Source organism: Anaeropeptidivorans aminofermentans, assembly GCF_940670685.1.
Lineage (GTDB): Bacteria > Bacillota > Clostridia > Lachnospirales > UBA5962 > Anaeropeptidivorans > Anaeropeptidivorans aminofermentans.
The window spans coordinates 3,725,581-3,743,591 of record NZ_OW711693.1; the positions used below are offsets into that span (position 1 = coordinate 3,725,581).

Consider the following 18,011-nt stretch of genomic DNA (forward strand, 5'->3'; position numbering starts at 1 on the left):
AAAGCAATTTGGGAGCTTTTATTCTAAGCCTCTTTTTAATAAAAACCTTCCGACAGCTTAAATTACTTTATTGCTTTTTGCTTTATTCCCTCGGCAATTTTTTATGTCTGGGGCAATCTGATAAACCCTTGGCTAGAGTTTAACCTATTTCGCAGGCTCCGCTGCCGGGAGCTTTTTCAACAGCATACTTGTTAAAAATAGCGCTATAGCGCCGCCTGTCGCGATATACAGGGCTATAGGCATGCCGCCTTCCACTCCGAATGAAGCAATAACCATGGTATAAATAGAAATTCCGAGAGAGGAACCGAAGCCGGAACCGAGCTGTACAACGGAGTTGCCTAATTGACGTTTTTCCTGGGCAATTTGAACCTGCGGCCCTACAGCGGGGACAACCCCTGCGGCAGAACTGGAAAATCCCAGCAATAGCATGAGTATATATATAAGCCAAATCGGTGTTGTGGGTTTGAGGAATATAATAAAGGCAATAAATATGACGATTCTGATTACTGTCGTAATAAGCGCAATATTGCGGGCATTTCCGGCTTTACCAATCATCTTACCGAAAATAGGGCCCATAAACAGCCCTGCGATAGACATACAGGTAAGTGTTAAGCCTGCCGCAGCAGAAGTTTGCTGCAAAACATAGGTTGCATATAGCGGCAGGAAAAAGAAGAGCGCCATAATAGAGAAATTTGCAAAGAAATTGAATCCTGTAAGGCAAAGGGTGTTTCTATCCGAAAGCACCGTTGATGGGATAATTGCCTTGTCTTTCTTCTTAACAATATCAGCAATCAATATAATCAGCGCAACTGCGGCCATAACCCACAGAATGTTGTTAAGGAAACTGCCAAACGGCGCAAATTCACCAAGAGACAGCGCAAGAATAACCCCCGCAAGAAAAACAACAATTGCAATAGCCCCGGTAAAGTCGAACGAAGCAGTTGTTGAGGCCATGTGTTTTACTTCTTCTTTTGTAACTTTTACCCCGAAGTACATCAGAACTGCTCCGACTAAAAACAATGTGCCCAGCAGATAATGAGGAGTCCTCCAGCCTGCCTGATCAACAATAAAACCAATTAACGGCCCCCCTGCAAGTATGCCTATACTCTGCATTGTTCCGGCCAATCCAAGAAAGGTTCCGGCTTTTTCCTTATCATACATATCCCGAATCGTCGAATAACCGAGGACATATATGGCAGGGCTGTAAATGCTCAAAAAAACAGAGGGGATAACTATAAACCACATGCTTTGAGCAAAGGCACAGGAAAATATTACAAATCCGGCAATAAGAAATGAAACAGCGCCTAATGTACGCTTAATCGAAGGATTTCTTGCGGCTATAAACCCATACATAGGCATAAGCGCTATCCCCAGGCAGCCGGCTATGGACGTTGCTAACGGATAAATATCCAAGCCTCCTATTTCCTTTGCCGCAGCAGGCAGCAAAATGGAAGTGCTTGAAGAAATAAATATTGAGGTAATCATCGCTATGTAAACGGCTATAACGGTTTGCAGCTTTTTTCCTTTTGGAGCAGTTTCGAATGGATTCATTTAACGACCTTCCTTTCTTAAAACTACGGAAAAACTCCATATTACAGATAGAATTTAAATGAACTGTCTGACTGTAGCAGCGCTTAGATAGCCGCCGTCAATAACGATATCTATCCCGTTGATATACTGTGCTTTATCGCTTGCCAAAAACTCAGCCAGATACGCAATCTCTTTCGGGTTTCCCATTCTTCCGGCGGGATTCTTTTCCAAGATATCTCTTGCGCCTTTGCTGTCTTCAACCGAGGCCAAAAGCGGTGTTTCAAAAGTTCCCGGGGAAATGCTTACCACTCGGACACCCTTTTGGGCAAATTTGACACAGCATTTTTTTGTATATTCAACTACAAATTTCTTAGAAATGGCATAAGCGTATCCTACATTATCAGAAATCTCCAATGCTTTTTCAACCGCTTCCGGATAAGCTGCCATTTCCATCAGTTCCGGAAAGGCCTCAGGGCTTGGAATTATATGTGCCGCCAGTGAAGCGATATTGATTAAAACCCCGCCTTGTCCAATCAGCGGATAGAAAACCTCAGACACATTCATCGTTCCTAGCATATTGATATTGTAAACAGTTTTTGCGTCATTGCTGCTTGAAGATACGCCTGCGGCATTTATAATGCGCCGAATAGTGCCTATTTCCATTGCCTTTTCAGCGCGGGCCTCCACAGAAGTCCGGCTGGAAACATCACAGGCTATCCCAACGGCCTCTATGCCTTCATTTTTTAAAGTGTTCGCGGCCGTCTCTATTTTTTCGGCAGTTCTTCCGCACATCAGTACCGGGCCTTGTTTACCAAATATCCTTGCAACCTCAAAGCCCATACCGCTCCCTGCGCCTGTCACAATAGTCAAATCTTTCATATACAAAGTTCTCCTTCCCTTTAAAGTCCTTGTTCTAAATATAAATTTGCCTCCGTTGCAATTCCATTCAATGGAATATCCCATCGGTCGCAGGCAATTTGACCCTGAACCGCCTGAACTTCATAAGCGGCTGCGATACTAATTGCATTATTGCATTGGGGCAGATATCTGTCGTAGTAGCCCGCACCCATACCTACCCGCATTCTGCTGGAACCGTCAAAGGCAGTACAGGGAGCAATGACCAAATCAATCTCGGAGGGGTTAATGATATAAGAACGCTCCTTTCGCGGCGCACGGATGCCATATTTTCCAATTTCCCATGCTTCCAAATCTATGGGCACGGCGGCAATCATTTGCCCGTCACCATAGCAAATAGGATAAGCAACGCTCTTTCCGTCTCGCACAGCCTGCTCGTTAAAATATGTAATATCTGCCTCACCATTAAATGCTTGGTAGGAAAATATTGTTTTAATATAGCTGTAACAAGGCATTGCCAGAAGTCTTTCAGAGATTATCCGGCTATATCGTTTAGCCGCATCTTGGTCTAATCCCTTCCGTGCTGAAATCCCCTCTTTGCGCTGCCGCGCTTTTCTTTCCGCTACAATATCCAACAATACCCCCTCCTCTCTCAATCATAGACATAGCTGAAATCCTTTATCGAAGTCCATCTATCCTGCTGTTTCTACTATCAATTTACCTTCTTTGGGAGTTGATTGAAATACATAATTTTATGTATCTTATATATAGAGACAGTTTTATACTCCAACGTCCAGCATACACACGGCCGAAAATATACCTGAGGCAAATACCGAAAGAGTATCCCATATAGTAAATTTTAAATTGAACCGTAACAAAAACCGTATATGCACTGTGGCTTAAAAGGTACCGTCTCCGAAGAAAGCCCGTACCTTTGAGCTGCTTGCAATTAGGTCTTTTCTGCTTCCTTAAATAAAACTTACTATAAACACACAAATCACAAATAAGCCGGAAAGACAAATGGGCGTATTGCTTGGTAATTCCAAACAATACGCCCATTTGTAGAAGTATATATCCTATAAGAAGACATAACAAGATACACTAAAGAAAATCTTTCTGTGTCTTTCCTCCGCCCAACGGATATAGCCATTATGGAATATGCATTTTAAGCTTGTGCTTTTTCTCCGGTGTCTGCTTCTATGTTTTATTTTAAAGTTTTTGAACCAAAGCCTTTTTAATATTTGCAAGAGCAATTTATTTCATCTAAAAAAGCAATTTCTTCGTCAAAAACATTTAAAGTGTATCCTGACTAGCTTTTATGAAATCCCACAGGCTTTAAGCGGGTTTTCATAAAAGCGTTTTCCCTCCAAAAAGAAAAAGATTAAAGAGCATTTTTATATTTTTTTAAATGAAATCTCCGTTGATTTTCCGGAACGCTCAAGCAAATTTTACGGCTATGGTGTTAATCTGCACTAAAAAAGGCAATGCATTATCGCATCGCCTTTAATTATTAATAAATATATGTACATGTACTATTTATTCAGCATCGTAAGGATTAATTCCTGCCGGTTCGTAATGTTCATTTTGGCATAAATATTTGCAATGTGCTTATATACAGTGGACGTACTAAGACAAAGCTTTTGAGAAATACTGGCCGGTGTTACGCCTTCGCAGATAAGATGCACAATTTCGGATTCTCTTTGCGTCAATAATTCCTTGGATTCCTTTGCAGCCAAATTACTTCGGTCACGTTTCTGTAAAACATGAAGATTTTTATGAAGGTTATCTGAGTGAGACTGAATTATATTAAAGATTAAGATTTCTTTTTGCGTATATTCACTGCTGCTTGTTCGGTCAAAGGTGATAATTGTCTTCGTAAGATCGGAAGCATCATGAAAAAGAATACTTAAGCTGTGGCGAAGACCCTGCGGCTTGATATAATCCATAATAAATTCATTGTTCTTATTCTCCGGATTTGACCAGTCAAAAGTATGATTTACCACATTCGACTTAGAGCGCTGGCCTTCCCTGCCAATAGAATAGCGGCCTCCCTCAATTTTAGAATAATACTGCAAATAGGCTTCTATCCAATTCCTGTCGGCGCCGTATAATACCGTATCATACACCTTTCCGTTGTCGTTTATGAAATAAACTCGGGCTTGGTCATAAGGGATAAGTTTATTAACATTTTCTGTAAGATATAAGCAAAAGTCTTTGGGCACACGGATACTACCTGTTTTAAGCAAAAATTCATGAATATTAATCCAAGGCAATTCTACATTGAAATAATTCATATAATTTCCTCCACAAATAATACCGACAGCCATTATAGTCACATTTGCCAACCATTAGCTAGTTTAATAATATTCATTTGCGCAAACAGATATAGTTTTCCCATTTAACAATATTATATTGTATATTATCACTAAATGTCAATGTCTGAAATCTTTCTGAATATAAGAAAAAGCAAGCAAAGTACAAGCGGCTTTAACCAAGTGTCTATATGGATGAAAATTATATTTTTACTTATCCTAACAGAAAGCTCATATTCCCCAACTGCATTACAAATCATTTTTAAATTTTTTATTATAAATATAATAGCAACTGCACACTTTAGCCGAATATGGTCTGCTCCTTCACTTGAGTTTTCAAAGCCTCAAGGGCTTTCAGCATCATTTCCTTTCTGAGTGACAATTCCTCATCCTTACTAAGGCTTGGATCTCCCGTTGGATATGGAATGGCTACCCCCGGTAATATTCTATTTGCCCCAACTGTCTGGGATATTGGAACAATGGTGCATACATGTACCGCAGGGATGCCTTTTGCTTCAATCGCCTTTACCATCGTTGCACCGCAACGCGTATCGGTTCCTCAGGTAGACGTTAGAATAACACCGTTTACGCCGCTAGCAAGAAGCCTTTCCGCGATGGCCTCTCCATATTTTTTCGCGCTTGAAACAGCGGTTGTGTTCCCTACAGTAGAATAAAAGTATTTATCCAATGAAGAAAACTGTTTTTCCTTCTCAAGCAGCCGCATGGCATCTAAAGGCAATACTCTGTCCGGGTCCTCAAGGGCGTATACCGGATCATACCCGCCATGAACGGTTATAAACGCTTTCCCATTTAAGTCATCAATTGAAGATATATCATAGGTGCCGTATTTGGAGGCATTTGCCGATTCAATTCTATCGGGATTTCCGGCCGGTACAATTCCGCCTGAGGTCACCAGAGCAATTTTGGCACTTTTCAAATCCATTATGGCAGGGGCCGGCTCAACCCTGTCAAATACGGGCATGGGAAGCTCGGTCGTAAAGGTCTCACCTTTGATTTTTTGCAAAAGCATATCAATACCTCTTTCGGCTCCGCATTTATCCTTCCACACATTAACCCTATATCCCTGAGGCAAGTACCTCTCATCTTCAGGGAAGCCTATTTCCTCGTTTAAAAGCAGCTTGGTTAACAGTGAGCACATTGCCGGAGCGGCATTTCTCATTGAGGCAGCGTTTGAAGTCGTTGAAATAATATAAATATCCTTTGCGTACATTTCAGCGCCGGGATTTTCATGAAACATGCCCGTTACTACGGGAATACCCATTTTCTCACGGGCCATGCTGCCTACTGCGCCGCAGGCAAGTCCATACCGGCCCGCGTTAAATGCCGGACCCAACATGAAGCCGTCTGGGTTATACTTCTCTAGCTCATTTGCAATATATTCAAGAACCGCCTCCTGGTTTTGAGCAAAATAACTATCGCCGCATACGATTGTAGCTGCTATTTCAGCCGTATCCCCCAATAAATCGTTAATTAATATCCCTGGGCCTACAGGCCCTGCCTTAACGAAGGGAGGGATATCTGCTTTTTCTTCTCCGCCGATTTGCGCGTAAAATTGATTTATATAGTGTATAATGCGCCTTTTTTCCATATAATCACCTCCATTTATTTCAGCCTGGTTGACATTTTTTCATATCCCAGCTCGCATATTGAACCCATTATAGCAGCAATTTCCACCGAAACGCTTCCGTCGTCTGCAATGCTTTCAGCATTTCCTCCGGTAATAATTCGGACATTCTCAATATTTCCTATTATCTTTTCCATTTTAGGCAGTCTGACATATTCATTTCCGTTGCCGTTTGTAATTACGGCATCCGCCTCCGGCGTTACATCTGCAAGGCCCTGGGACGCACCGTCCCGCCCTGCGTATTCATCGGTAATAAGTACAGTTTTAATGCCTTTATGCTCAAGATGCTTGCAGTTAAGCATTAAATCCGTTTCAGGGTTTCCGCCGCCTTCCTCGGTAATAACAGCGCCGTCAGCGCCGATTAGATGCGCCAGATTGCTGGCGTAATAGGCGCTTCTAATTTTATCTGTAAGCATGGCGCTTTCATTTGTCAGTATTACCCCTGCAAAGCACAGGTCCTTTCCGTGACGCCGTAAAAGGTCCATAATTACAGGATTATTCATATGGTGAAACGAAGTGTTTTTATGCCCGGGGGATGCACAGTTACCGCTTACGATGGCCCCGTCAAGCACCTCTGTCGGCTGTATCAGTGTCGAGAGCATGCCTTTTGCATTAAGACCGTAAACATAGGTATCATGCATCAGGCCCTGGCATTGTATCATATATGTATATACTATCTTCGGCAGATCAGGGTAAAGCCTTCCCATTTCGCACAACGGCTCACGGGTAAAGCAGAGTCTGTCGTCCGGCTCCTGCCCCAAAGTAAGTTTTCCAAGAAAAGCAGCTGTTTTCAGGCCGGCTATTCGGACGGTTTCTTCATGGGTATGCTTGTCAATGTTCTGAACGGGGGTAATAAGCGGAGCAAGGATAATCATCTTTGAAAAACTGTTATATTTAGCTCCGGGGCCGGACATATCTATTATCCCCTCCTGAAACGCAACGATGCTCCCTGTAGTTGCTATACAGCATCCTTCAAGAGAATTGGTAACTCCTGCTCCAACCGTAGCGACCTCTCCCACATAGCCTGGAAATACCTGCCCTCCGCCCGATTCCTTATACCGCGGCTGAATAATATCCTTTACGGGAACAATTCGGGTAGATTCTCCCGGCCTAGCGATTTCAAAATCCACACCGGCTATGTTTTTATCTTCCATAAGGACGCTACGAAGCTCGTCCTTATTAATATAGACAACGCCCTTTTCATAAAAGCCTTTATCTGAAAAACACATATCATGAACGTAAAACTTATTTAAAGTATATTCCATCTTAAGCTCCTTTCCTTTTCTATAATAAGCTGATACAGCTTGAAACAATGCATTTATCAATAAATTGCAGGTCATTCAGTATGTCTGTATCTTCCGGATAATGGGCTTTTTCTGAACTCATAAGCCTCTTTGTATGTAAAATTGCTTTATCTATGGTTTCTGCGCTTAAATACTCTTTGTGCCCCTCAAATACGGATAGCAATATGCTTTTATAGGGGGAATAATCAGGCAGAATATTCCCATATAGAGGATGACTTATCAGCCTGTGCCCTTTCGCTATCAATACCTTGGCCGCTTCCAAAAGCTCAATCACACTTATATCCTGATATATAATTTGAATGTTTCCGTCCAAAGAGTCTATCATTGCCGGATTATTTGTTAGGCATAAAGCCCTCATAAATAAGCCTCCCCTGTAAATTAGCATTATAAGAAAACAAACCCCTACATATATTCGCTTCAGGGGTTTGTTTCATAATTTTTAAATTAATCCATAAGCTTAAAATCTGTTGCCCGGAAGCTTTGTAGCCATTTCTCTTTGGAATTTTGCATTTCTCCTGTCAATGCTTGTAACCCGAGTATCCTCGCATACCTGGTGGGAAATATACTGAAAAGGCACAATGAGAAAAAGCACGGCGATTTCCTCTTCAATATCCCCTTTATCAATATGAAGCACATAATCTCCCTTTATTGACCCGTCAGTTGTAATAAGTATTACTCTGGACGTCAAAAGATGCATTTTTTCATAGATTTCCATTAACCTGCCGTGTATTTCAGGATTTTCAGCGTCAACAATAATAATTGTATGGTTCTGATATATTTCATAGGCAGGTCCGTGGAGTATTTCCTCCATATCATATGCATTGGCCGGACAGCCATAGGTTTCCGTTAGCTTCAGCGCCGTTTCAAGCGCCGTTGCATATGTAGGGCCGCATCCCACGGTCATTACTCTGTCCATATCTCTTAAAAACTCTTTATTTTCATTATAGAATTTTATTGCGGCCTCCCTTGCCTCCGGCAATTTCATAACGGCCTTTGTAATCTGCCCGATAAGATAATCATATTCAGCCTGTGTCAGGCGCTCCAGCGAAAGCGCCGCCTCAAGGGTACACAGCATCATAAAAAGACTGCTCATAATAAGACCCTTTGTTACGAATTTATCGCCGGGGGTGCTGTTATAGCCGATAACCACCTTTACATAGTCCTTAAGGGGAGCTTCAACCCAATTAGTAAAAGCGATAGCGTCTATCTTCTTTTCCTTCATGTGCTTTGCTGCCGCCACCGTATTCGTACTATGGCCGCCCTGTGACATGAATACGACTAAGTCGTCCTCCGCTACGCTTTCCATATCATAATATAGAAATGTTGCCGCCCACTGGAGCTTTACTTCCATTTTAAGATATTTCTGCATAAAGAACCGTACGTTGCTTGCGATATTATAACTGCTGCCGCTGGCCACAATAAAAATTCTTTTATACTTTCTCTTTTTCATTACATCCACAAACTTCTTGGTTATTTCTTTTCTGTTTTCAACATTTGTCTTAGCCAGAGTTTGTGCTTCAATCATATAATCATCCATTGTTTTAACCATTTTTAACCTCACAGTATTCTTTTAGTAATTTTTTCTAGTAATTGAATATGCCGAGCCATGTAAGTATAATGCCTGCTGCCAGCGTTCCATAAAGGATATATGTAGCTTTAACTCTGCTCTTCACCAGCTTATACATAATTGCAAATACGCCAAGAGGCAAAAGCTTCGGTGCAATAGAATCCAAAAGGCTCTGAACGTTAATTACGCCGCTGTTGGTTGCAAACTCCAAAGAGGTTGAAACCCCTATCATGGATGCGACCATACCGCCTACGACCATTAAACCAACTATGGAGCCCAGCATGGAAATACGCTGCATGATATTACTTTCAGATATTTTTATAAGCAGGCTTCTTCCCAGGTCAAAGCCAACATACAGGCCCTTAATACGCAAAAACAGAGAAGGTACATTAAAAGCAATTAATGCAAGGAGCACCCCAAGGGCATTGCCCTGCATCACCATGCCTACGCCGATGGCACTGGCGACAATTCTCAATACACCCTGGAAAAATGCATCACCGATACCGGCGAGAGGTCCCATTAACGAAACCTTGACCGAGTTAATGGCTGAGGGGTCAAAATCTCTTTTATTAGCGTATTCCTCCTCCATTGAAAGCGCTATCCCTGCGATAAAAGGGGCGCACTGGCCGGTAGTATTAAACAAAACAATATTTCTTTCAAGCGCTTCCTTCAAATCCTGTTTATCGGGATACAGTTTTTTAAGAGCCGGGATAACCATAAAGCAATATCCCATTCCGCCCATTATTTCATAGTTAAATCCCGCCTGGAAAGCCCACGAGCGCCACTGAACCTTGTTTAGCGTAGCCCTGTCAACCTCATATTTTTTATCGTTATTTAATGTAGCCTCTTCCATACGCTTAAACCTCCTCGCTTTCTTCAGGTTTTTGGTTATAAAGAAGACTGAATATTACAGCCACACATACTGCAAGCGCCGCAAGGCCGACCGTATCCATGCCTAAATAAGCTACGATTACAAATCCGAGCGCAAAGAAAACCAGATATTTTTTCTGATACATCTGAGTGAAAAGAATTGCAAAGCCAAGACCCGGAAGCATCTTGCTGGCTGCCTTAAGCCCGGATATAATAACCTCCGGAAGCATATCCAAAAGACCCTGCACAGCCGGTACGCCTGCGAGAATAGCGAAAAATGCCGGAACAAACGCCGTAATAATACAATAGACAATACCCGTTAAAATCTGCATCCGCGTTACGCCGGCGGGGTCACCTTCGCTTGCGTAATTTCGCGCCTTTTTTACGAAATAAACGTTAAAGGTAGTTCTTACAAGGATTACAAGGGCCTGACCAAGGGCCGCAACAGGCACTGCCAAAGCCACGGCAATCTCCATACCCTGATTGGATAATATTGCAATAGCCGTAGCCAAAACAGAGCCTAGCACCTGATCGGCCGGCGTTGCAGCCCCTATGCCCATATTGCCTAAAAATACCAACTGCAATGTTCCGCCAATTAAAAGACCTGTTATGGGGTCTCCCAAAAGAAAACCTGTAAGCGGACATAATACAATGGGTTCCTCTAAAAACAGCTGACAGCCAAACCGGCCCTCCGCTCTTCCTATAAGTGCCACCAAGCCAACCAATAAAGCTGGAATCAACATTAATTTGCCTCCTCTTAAATTCTAGGTTTCAAAATAGGAACTTGGACTAATCAAACCTTCCCATGGAGCCTTTCCATAGGGTTTGACGGATATTGAACTTAAATATTTAACTAAACCGCCCTGCGCGCGCAATTGAAGGCGGATAAAGCCGTTTAAAGGGATTTGCTTAAATGGATACCTGATGGGCTGTCGGGGGTTGGAAATGCATCGATTACGATACCCATGCCCATCATCTCTTTGATATCTGTTAATTGTTTCTCGTTTAAAAAGCAGCAGTTTGAATAGGCGGTTGCGCCTTCCGTTTGTTTTGTATTGCTGATGTTAACAAACTCAGTGGGGACCTTTTTAACAAATCTTAAGGCTTCCGCTACGTCCGGCAGTACAATCATCGTGTTCTTATTTCTTACCTTTTCACTGGTCAGTATGGCATCTGTCTTGCTTTCAGGCAGAACACGAAATTCTACGCCGTGGGGAACGCCAAGCTTCAGCATACTTGCCGCAAAGCTGTCAGAGGCGGATTTATCGTCTACAACGATTATATACTCAATATTAAGCCATTTGACCCAACCGAAGACTACCTGTCCGTGAATCAGCCTGTAATCAATATCAACCAATTTTATCATATATCCATCCCTCCCAATAATTCGTTCATATATATGGTTTCCTTCTGAATCGCCGCCAATGCATGTTTTATAACAAATTCCGTTTCACCCTGGCCTAGGGCAACTTCAAGAAGAAGAGGCATGTTTACCCCGGAAACAACATGCAGCCGGCTATTATAAGGCAAAAGCTCCGAAACTGCCCTGTTTACGCTTCCGCCCTTTATATCTGTAAAAACGATAATATCTTCTGATGTTGCGTTCAGAGCGTTTATAATATTTGATTTTATGTCATCCAAAGTATTTATACTATCGCAAAAGCAATTCATAGCGACAGCGCCTCCGCGCCCTGTGAGTATTTCCAATGTATGCTTCATGCCTTCCGCCATTCTCCCATGTGTTGCAATAATGATATTTGCCATAAAGGGTCCCTCCGTCATCGTTCTTTTTATTATTTAACCATATTTTCCGACTGTCTTTAATTTTTTTCTTTTTTTGAAAACTTTTGCAAATTATTAAAAAGTGCCGCTTATTTTTTTAGAAATGCTATAGTTATTATGAATATGAAATGAAGCAAATAATTTTATAGAAGAGATTTTTAAGATAACCCGGATATGTTTTTAACATAACAAAAAATGGCGACATCTCGGCGCCATTTTATAGTAATGAATGCATAATAGCTATTTAATTTCACTAATTATCTTTCCATACCTATATACTAACAGATCAACAAAAGCCAGTAAGGTATGATTATTTATGAATTTAAGTCCGTTTTTACTTAGGTCTCCTCCCATATAAATAATCTCATCTACTAGGTCGGGATATTCAAAATCTTTGTTATTGGTCAGCAAAACAACCTTTGCCTTCGTGTCTTTTATATGACTTTTTTTATTCTTTGCTTTAAATAATGTATTATGCAAGTAGTTTCCGGTAATAGAAAATATGAGAATCAGAGAATTTTCATCCGAGGAATTGCGCAGATAATCATATTGCGCATCCGTATCGATAAGAGTAATGATTATCTTACCAAGTTTTATCATTTTTGCCTGCAGGGTCAGGCAGGCGTATTCCGAATGGAGAAGCCCCATTGCAATAACCTTTTGATAAGTCATAATATCCCGGGCAAGCCGGTCAACCTCATGAAGGTTAATATTATCCAATACAGCGCTATAGCAGCGGCTGATTTCATCCATATATAATTGCCTGTATTCGTAGAAATCCATTGAGTTATCCAAAAGCCTGCTGTTTAACTCGCTTCTGTATAAATCATTTGACACATCATGAAGCAGGCAATATTTAAAATCAAAAAAATCCTCATATCCGATTTTACGGCAAAATCTGCTGACGCTTGAATTGGATACATTACACAGCCTGGAAATAGTTTCAATACTGAAGCTTTCAAGATGGTCTATATTTAGCAAAAGCGTCATGGCTATACTGTAAAACGTGCTTCCTTCCGGCTTTTGATTTAATATAAATAGCAGCTTATAAAGTATTTCGCTCATGATTTACCCCCAACTTTTATTTATAAGGAGAATTGTTATGGCGGTTAAAGGCATTATATTTGATATGGATGGCGTAATATTTGATACAGAGAAAATATCTTATCAAACATGGCATCTTGCGGAAAAGGAATTTAATATAAAAATTGACTACGGCAAACTATATAAATTAATGGGAGCAAGCCATGATGATATCATAAGCCAGTATTCAGACATTATGGGCAGCATCGAGCTTGCAAAAGCTGCATACATCTGGCGTCACAAAAAAATAAATGAAATAATTAAAGCCGACGGTCTTATTGCAAAGCCCGGCTTCATAGAACTTATGGGATACATTAATTCCCGGGGTCTTAAAACAGCCCTGGCAACCTCAACAAAATACAATAAAATGCTCTTCACATTTAAACACAGCAATATTGAAAACCCTTTTACCCATATCATAACAGGCGACATGGTAGTGGCAAGCAAGCCAAACCCCGAAATATTTCTGAAAGCAGCCGAAGTCATGGAGCTTCCTATTAAAGACTGCATGATACTTGAGGATTCCTATAACGGCATAACCGGAGCGATTGCATCAGGTGCAAAAGCTGTTATGGTGGTGGATTTAATGCAGCCTACGGATTTTATAAAAAATAATTGTCTGGCCGTCGTAAACAGCCTCAACGAGGTAATCAATATTCTTGAAAATCTTCCTGCTGATTAGACACCAGTAATTATATTATAATAATATTCTTTGATTTGGTCAAATAGGTATAAGCTAAACTTTTCAAAGACAGAGCCCCAGCGGTGCTTGTTCCTGCATCTTCGGCTAAGACTTCTTTTGTTATCTGCTTGGGGTATCCATTACAAAAAATTTATGCTTAACTCTTATTTTACTAGGTCTTATTGTTCTCATTAAAAAGGCAACGGCGAATATAGAAACAGTTTATTAAGAAAAATTTCCTCTAAGGAAACTGATTTGTTTTGTTTTCTTCTTTTAAATTTTTAAATCTCTTTTTCTTATTAACCTCAGCCCCAAAAAGTCTCTTGGTTGGAATTTTTCTTTCTATGTCTTTCTTCACACTTAATCTTACTTGACCTGACAATTTAGGAATTTACTATAATATTTCTTAAAAAATATATTTTGTAGATATTTACATAAACATCAGTCAAAATTTAACAAAAAATCCAAGGCTTCTACAAACCTTGGATTTCCTATGTTTTTAGTAAAGGTACCACCCAGATTTGAACTGGGGGTGAAGGAGTTGCAGTCCTCTGCCTTACCACTTGGCTATGGTACCATGTTATTATAAACCAAAGAGACAAGCTCCTTGGTTTTAATTGGAATCCGGCAGCCACCTACTCTCCCGGGCAGTCTCCCGCCAAGTACCATCGGCCGTCTGTGGCTTAATCGTCGTGTTCGGTATGGGTACGGATGTTTCCCATAGACGCATCACCACCGGAAAGTTGTTAATTAAAAATACTCTTTTTACTTTGAAAAATTGAAATTTATATCATTAGCTTTGGCTAATATTTACTTTATTTGCTGACCCGTAGGGGAATCGAACCCCTGTTTCAGCCGTGAGAGGGCCGTGTCTTAACCGCTTGACCAACGGGCCAAAATTTAATTAATAACGGCTCTGCTAATTGTTTAAGGGAACAATTCTATTATATGACATTTTATATTTTTTGCAACCCCTAATAAGCAAAACACATTAATATTTTACAATACCCTAAAAACTAAATAGAGAAAGAAGGATCTGAAACGATGTGATGCTTAACCATAGCGTAAGCTATCTTTCGATAAGCTGTTTCTTTAGCTTTGCATCTTTGATATATTTTCATATACCCTTTTTATTGGACAAGCCCTCGGCCTATTAGTATGAGTCCGCTCAATACGTTACCGCACTTACACTTCTCACCTATCTACCTTGTACTCTTCAAGGGGCCTTACTGCCTTTCGGCATGGGATATCTTATCTTGAGGGCGGCTTCACGCTTAGATGCCTTCAGCGTTTATCCGTTCCGAACTTGGCTACTCTGCCATGGATTTGGTATCCAACAGATACACCAGCGGTTCGTCCATCCCGGTCCTCTCGTACTAAGGACAGCTCCTCTTCAAATATCCTGCGCCTGCGACGGATAGGGACCGAACTGTCTCACGACGTTCTGAACCCAGCTCGCGTACCGCTTTAATGGGCGAACAGCCCAACCCTTGGGACCTTCTTCAGCCCCAGGATGCGATGAGCCGACATCGAGGTGCCAAACCTCCCCGTCGATGTGAACTCTTGGGGGAGATAAGCCTGTTATCCCCAGGGTAGCTTTTATCCGTTAAGCGATGGCACTCCCACTTGTTACCACCGGATCACTAAGTCCTACTTTCGTATCTGCTCGTGATGTCTCACTCGCAGTTAAGCAACCTTCTGCCTTTACACTCTTTGAATGGTTTCCAATCATTCTGAGGTTACCTTTGAGCGCCTCCGTTACTCTTTCGGAGGCGACCGCCCCAGTCAAACTGCCCGCCTAACAATGTCCCCTATCCGGTTAACGGCTTAGGGTTAGAAACCAAGTTACACAAGAGAGGTATCCCACCGGCGGCTCCACCTAGACTAGCGTCCAGGCTTCTTTGCCTCCCTCCTATCCTGTACATGTGTAACCTAATCCCAATATTAAGCTGCAGTAAAGCTCCATGGGGTCTTTCCGTCCTGTCGCAGGTTGCCAGTATCTTCACTGGCTGTTCAATTTCACCGGGTGTGTTGTCGAGACAGCGCCCAAATCGTTACGCCTTTCGTGCGGGTCAGAACTTACCTGACAAGGAATTTCGCTACCTTAGGACCGTTATAGTTACGGCCGCCGTTTACTGGGGCTTGAGTTCAAAGCTTCGGATTGCTCCTAACCTCTCCCTTTGACCTTCCAGCACCGGGCAGGCGTCAGCTCCTATACTTCACCTTGCGGTTTTGCAGAAACCTGTGTTTTTGATAAACAGTCGCTTGGGCCTCTTCTCTGTGTCCAGCTTGCGCTGGAACCCCTTCTCCCTAAGTTACGGGGTCATTTTGCCGAGTTCCTTAACAACACTTCTCCCGTCGGCCTGTGGATTTTCTCCTCGTCTACCTGTGTCGGTTTACGGTACGGGTACGTATATCGCAATAGCAGCTTTTCTCGGCAGTGTGGATTCAGAAACTTCGCTACTTTTCTTCACTCCGCTTCACACTTCAGAAACAATTAAGGGGTTTTCCTCCTAATCTATCCTTTGTGCTTGCCCGGGTATTTCCTTTCCCCGGTTTTCCTATCCTCCTGCTTCCCTGCAGTTCTGAATATACGCAGTACAGGAATCTCTACCTGTTGTCCATCGACTACGACTCTCGTCCTCGCCTTAGGTCCCGACTTACCCTGAGAAGATTAGCTTTACTCAGGAATCCTTAGACATTCGGCCTAAATGTTTCTCACATTTATCTCGCTACTCATTCCGGCATTCTCTCTTCTACTTCGTCCACGGTCCCTTTCAGTTCCGCTTCTTCCTACTGTACAATGCTCCTCTACCCCTCTACTATTTACTTGTAAATAGTAAAAGCCATAGCTTCGGCGCCGTGTTTTAGCCCCGGACATTTTCGGCGCAGGTTCTCTCGACTAGTGAGCTGTTACGCACTCTTTGAATGTATGGCTGCTTCTAAGCCAACATCCTAGTTGTCTTTGAAATCCCACATCCTTTTCCACTTAACACGGACTTGGGGGCCTTAGCTGTTGGTCTGGGCTCTTTCCCTTTTGACTATGAAACTTATCTCACATAGTCTGACTCCTATACATCATCTTTATGGCATTCTTAGTTTGATTTGGGTTGGTAACCTTTTAGGGCCCCGCGCCAGTTCAGTGCTTTACCTCCACAAGACTTGTATAAGGCTAGCCCTAAAGCTATTTCGAGGAGAACCAGCTATCTCCGGGTTCGTTTGGAATTTCTCCGCTATCCACAGTTCATCGCCACCTTTTTCAACAGATGTGCGTTCGGTCCTCCATTACCTTTTACGGTAACTTCAACCTGACCATGGATAGGTCACCCGGTTTCGGGTCTACTTCATAAAACTAGACGCCCTATTCAGACTCGGTTTCCCTTCGGCTTCGTACCTTCTTAGTACTTAACCTCGCTTTATGAATGTAACTCGCCGGACCGTTCTACAAAAAGTACACGGTCGTTCTCACTTCCGTTGTTTGTAAACAAAGGGTTTCAGGTTCTCTTTCACTCCCCTCCCGGGGTTCTTTTCACCTTTCCTTCACAGTACTATACTCTATCGGTCACCAGTTAGTATTTAGGCTTGGGGGGTGGTCCCCCCGGCTTCAAACAGGGTTTCTCGTGTCCCGTTCTACTCTGGATTCTGCTGTCTTTGCTTAAGTTTCGCTTACGGGGCTTTCACCCTCTTCGGCCGGCTTTCCCAAAACCGTTCAGCTACCCTCGCAAAATAACGTTTGCAGTCCGCAACCCCGAGCATGCAAGCATGCTTGGTTTGGCCTCTTGCGATTTCGCTCGCCACTACTTTCGCAATCACTTTTGTTTTCTTTTCCTGTCGCTACTTAGATGTTTCAGTTCACGACGTTTCCCTCCCGCACACTATGAATTCATGTACGGGTGACAGAGCTTTTCTCTGCCGGGTTTCCCCATTCGGACATCTGCGGGTCACAGGCTGTGTGCGCCTCACCGCAGCTTTTCGCAGCTTGCCACGTCCTTCATCGGCTTCTGGTGCCAAGGCATTCTCCCTTTGCTCTTTTTAGCTTGACCTTTGTGTCGTAAAAATCTTGCGATTTTTACGAAATTTACTGAAGGCAGAAACAGCTATTCCTGCGGCTTTTTACAAAAGCCTTGAAACACGCTGTTTTCCTCCAATGGGCAAAGCCCATTCTGCGGATTAAATTAAAACCCTAAGGTTTTAAAACTCTTCATTTATTCTCTTCAGTAATACATTTATTTTTCTCGATAAGTAATAATTTACTTATCAAGAGACCATTTCAGACCTAACATTTTCTTTTTTCGTCATGCTTTAATCTTCATTTGAAATTTTCATTTCTCCTGCTTCTCTCTGCACTCCGATGAAATTGTTTTTCTTCTTCTCTCTATTC

14 protein-coding genes, 2 tRNA genes and 2 rRNA genes are annotated in these 18,011 nt (G+C 42.2%); 1 reads left to right on the top strand and 17 read right to left on the bottom strand.

The window, feature by feature from the left end:
* Positions 1 to 144 precede the first annotated feature (144 nt).
* The 13 genes from NBX03_RS15680 to NBX03_RS15740 all read right to left on the bottom strand — a co-directional run bounded on the left by NBX03_RS15680 (position 145) and on the right by NBX03_RS15740 (position 12,930).
* Positions 145 to 1,551: an MFS transporter gene (locus NBX03_RS15680; RefSeq protein ID WP_250228702.1), complete on the bottom strand. Its 1,407-nt coding sequence runs from the start codon at positions 1,549 to 1,551 to the stop codon at positions 145 to 147.
* Between the two features lie 54 nt (positions 1,552 to 1,605).
* The gene (locus NBX03_RS15685; protein WP_250228703.1) at positions 1,606 to 2,409 is read right to left on the bottom strand and encodes an SDR family oxidoreductase; all 804 of its coding nucleotides are present in this window, start codon (positions 2,407 to 2,409) and stop codon (positions 1,606 to 1,608) included.
* Positions 2,410 to 2,429: 20 nt separating this feature from the next.
* Positions 2,430 to 3,020 (bottom strand): 5-formyltetrahydrofolate cyclo-ligase, encoded by a 591-nt coding sequence (locus tag NBX03_RS15690; RefSeq protein WP_250228704.1) that lies wholly within the window; start codon positions 3,018 to 3,020, stop codon positions 2,430 to 2,432.
* A gap of 897 nt (positions 3,021 to 3,917) precedes the next feature.
* The gene (locus NBX03_RS15695; protein ID WP_250228705.1) at positions 3,918 to 4,679 is read right to left on the bottom strand and encodes a response regulator transcription factor; all 762 of its coding nucleotides are present in this window, start codon (positions 4,677 to 4,679) and stop codon (positions 3,918 to 3,920) included.
* A gap of 319 nt (positions 4,680 to 4,998) precedes the next feature.
* Positions 4,999 to 6,306 (bottom strand): glycine/betaine/sarcosine/D-proline family reductase selenoprotein B, encoded by a 1,308-nt coding sequence (locus NBX03_RS15700; RefSeq protein WP_250228706.1) that lies wholly within the window; start codon positions 6,304 to 6,306, stop codon positions 4,999 to 5,001.
* A gap of 14 nt (positions 6,307 to 6,320) precedes the next feature.
* The gene (locus tag NBX03_RS15705; protein ID WP_250228707.1) at positions 6,321 to 7,607 is read right to left on the bottom strand and encodes a glycine/sarcosine/betaine reductase component B subunit; all 1,287 of its coding nucleotides are present in this window, start codon (positions 7,605 to 7,607) and stop codon (positions 6,321 to 6,323) included.
* 19 nt (positions 7,608 to 7,626) lie between these two features.
* Positions 7,627 to 8,004: a GrdX family protein gene (locus NBX03_RS15710; RefSeq protein WP_250228708.1), complete on the bottom strand. Its 378-nt coding sequence runs from the start codon at positions 8,002 to 8,004 to the stop codon at positions 7,627 to 7,629.
* A gap of 99 nt (positions 8,005 to 8,103) precedes the next feature.
* Entirely contained in the window at positions 8,104 to 9,195 is a 1,092-nt protein-coding gene (locus NBX03_RS15715; RefSeq protein ID WP_250228709.1) for an SIS domain-containing protein, read from the bottom strand.
* A gap of 34 nt (positions 9,196 to 9,229) precedes the next feature.
* Positions 9,230 to 10,066: a PTS system mannose/fructose/sorbose family transporter subunit IID gene (locus NBX03_RS15720; RefSeq protein WP_250228710.1), complete on the bottom strand. Its 837-nt coding sequence runs from the start codon at positions 10,064 to 10,066 to the stop codon at positions 9,230 to 9,232.
* 4 nt (positions 10,067 to 10,070) lie between these two features.
* Positions 10,071 to 10,826, bottom strand: coding sequence for a PTS mannose/fructose/sorbose/N-acetylgalactosamine transporter subunit IIC (locus NBX03_RS15725; RefSeq protein WP_250228711.1), 756 nt, complete (start codon positions 10,824 to 10,826; stop codon positions 10,071 to 10,073).
* Between the two features lie 152 nt (positions 10,827 to 10,978).
* Complete coding sequence (locus NBX03_RS15730; RefSeq protein WP_250228712.1) at positions 10,979 to 11,449, bottom strand: PTS sugar transporter subunit IIB; 471 nt, start codon at positions 11,447 to 11,449, stop codon at positions 10,979 to 10,981.
* On the bottom strand, positions 11,446 to 11,847 hold the full coding sequence (locus NBX03_RS15735) for a PTS sugar transporter subunit IIA (protein WP_250228713.1): 402 nt from the start codon (positions 11,845 to 11,847) through the stop codon (positions 11,446 to 11,448). The genes NBX03_RS15730 and NBX03_RS15735 overlap by 4 nt, the downstream gene beginning before the upstream one ends.
* 258 nt (positions 11,848 to 12,105) lie before the next feature.
* A complete protein-coding gene (locus NBX03_RS15740; RefSeq protein ID WP_250228714.1) occupies positions 12,106 to 12,930 on the bottom strand; it encodes a MurR/RpiR family transcriptional regulator in 825 nt (274 codons plus the stop codon).
* A gap of 37 nt (positions 12,931 to 12,967) precedes the next feature.
* Between NBX03_RS15740 and NBX03_RS15745 the strand changes: the two genes are divergently transcribed.
* Positions 12,968 to 13,630: an HAD family hydrolase gene (locus NBX03_RS15745; RefSeq protein WP_250228715.1), complete on the top strand. Its 663-nt coding sequence runs from the start codon at positions 12,968 to 12,970 to the stop codon at positions 13,628 to 13,630.
* Positions 13,631 to 14,136: 506 nt separating this feature from the next.
* On the opposite strand, the gene NBX03_RS15750 is transcribed toward NBX03_RS15745, so the two are convergent.
* The 4 genes from NBX03_RS15750 to NBX03_RS15765 form a co-directional block, all read right to left on the bottom strand.
* Positions 14,137 to 14,207: transfer RNA gene (locus NBX03_RS15750), tRNA-Cys, on the bottom strand.
* Between the two features lie 45 nt (positions 14,208 to 14,252).
* Positions 14,253 to 14,370, bottom strand: a 5S ribosomal RNA gene (rrf, locus tag NBX03_RS15755).
* 83 nt (positions 14,371 to 14,453) lie between these two features.
* Positions 14,454 to 14,525 (bottom strand) — tRNA-Glu (locus NBX03_RS15760).
* Positions 14,526 to 14,763: 238 nt separating this feature from the next.
* Positions 14,764 to 17,673, bottom strand: a 23S ribosomal RNA gene (locus NBX03_RS15765).
* Between the last annotated feature and the right edge of the window lie 338 nt (positions 17,674 to 18,011).

Bases quoted from the DNA above. Each gene is read 5' to 3' on its own strand.
- NBX03_RS15740 (WP_250228714.1), bottom strand. From the start codon at position 12,930: ATGAGCGAAATACTTTATAAGCTGCTATTTATATTAAATCAAAAGCCG.
- NBX03_RS15745 (WP_250228715.1), top strand. From the start codon at position 12,968: ATGGCGGTTAAAGGCATTATATTTGATATGGATGGCGTAATATTTGAT.
- NBX03_RS15715 (WP_250228709.1), bottom strand. From the start codon at position 9,195: ATGGTTAAAACAATGGATGATTATATGATTGAAGCACAAACTCTGGCT.
- NBX03_RS15685 (WP_250228703.1), bottom strand. From the start codon at position 2,409: ATGAAAGATTTGACTATTGTGACAGGCGCAGGGAGCGGTATGGGCTTT.
- NBX03_RS15720 (WP_250228710.1), bottom strand. From the start codon at position 10,066: ATGGAAGAGGCTACATTAAATAACGATAAAAAATATGAGGTTGACAGG.
- NBX03_RS15730 (WP_250228712.1), bottom strand. From the start codon at position 11,449: ATGATAAAATTGGTTGATATTGATTACAGGCTGATTCACGGACAGGTA.
- NBX03_RS15735 (WP_250228713.1), bottom strand. From the start codon at position 11,847: ATGGCAAATATCATTATTGCAACACATGGGAGAATGGCGGAAGGCATG.
- NBX03_RS15725 (WP_250228711.1), bottom strand. From the start codon at position 10,826: ATGTTGATTCCAGCTTTATTGGTTGGCTTGGTGGCACTTATAGGAAGA.
- NBX03_RS15680 (WP_250228702.1), bottom strand. From the start codon at position 1,551: ATGAATCCATTCGAAACTGCTCCAAAAGGAAAAAAGCTGCAAACCGTT.
- NBX03_RS15710 (WP_250228708.1), bottom strand. From the start codon at position 8,004: ATGAGGGCTTTATGCCTAACAAATAATCCGGCAATGATAGACTCTTTG.
- NBX03_RS15695 (WP_250228705.1), bottom strand. From the start codon at position 4,679: ATGAATTATTTCAATGTAGAATTGCCTTGGATTAATATTCATGAATTT.
- NBX03_RS15705 (WP_250228707.1), bottom strand. From the start codon at position 7,607: ATGGAATATACTTTAAATAAGTTTTACGTTCATGATATGTGTTTTTCA.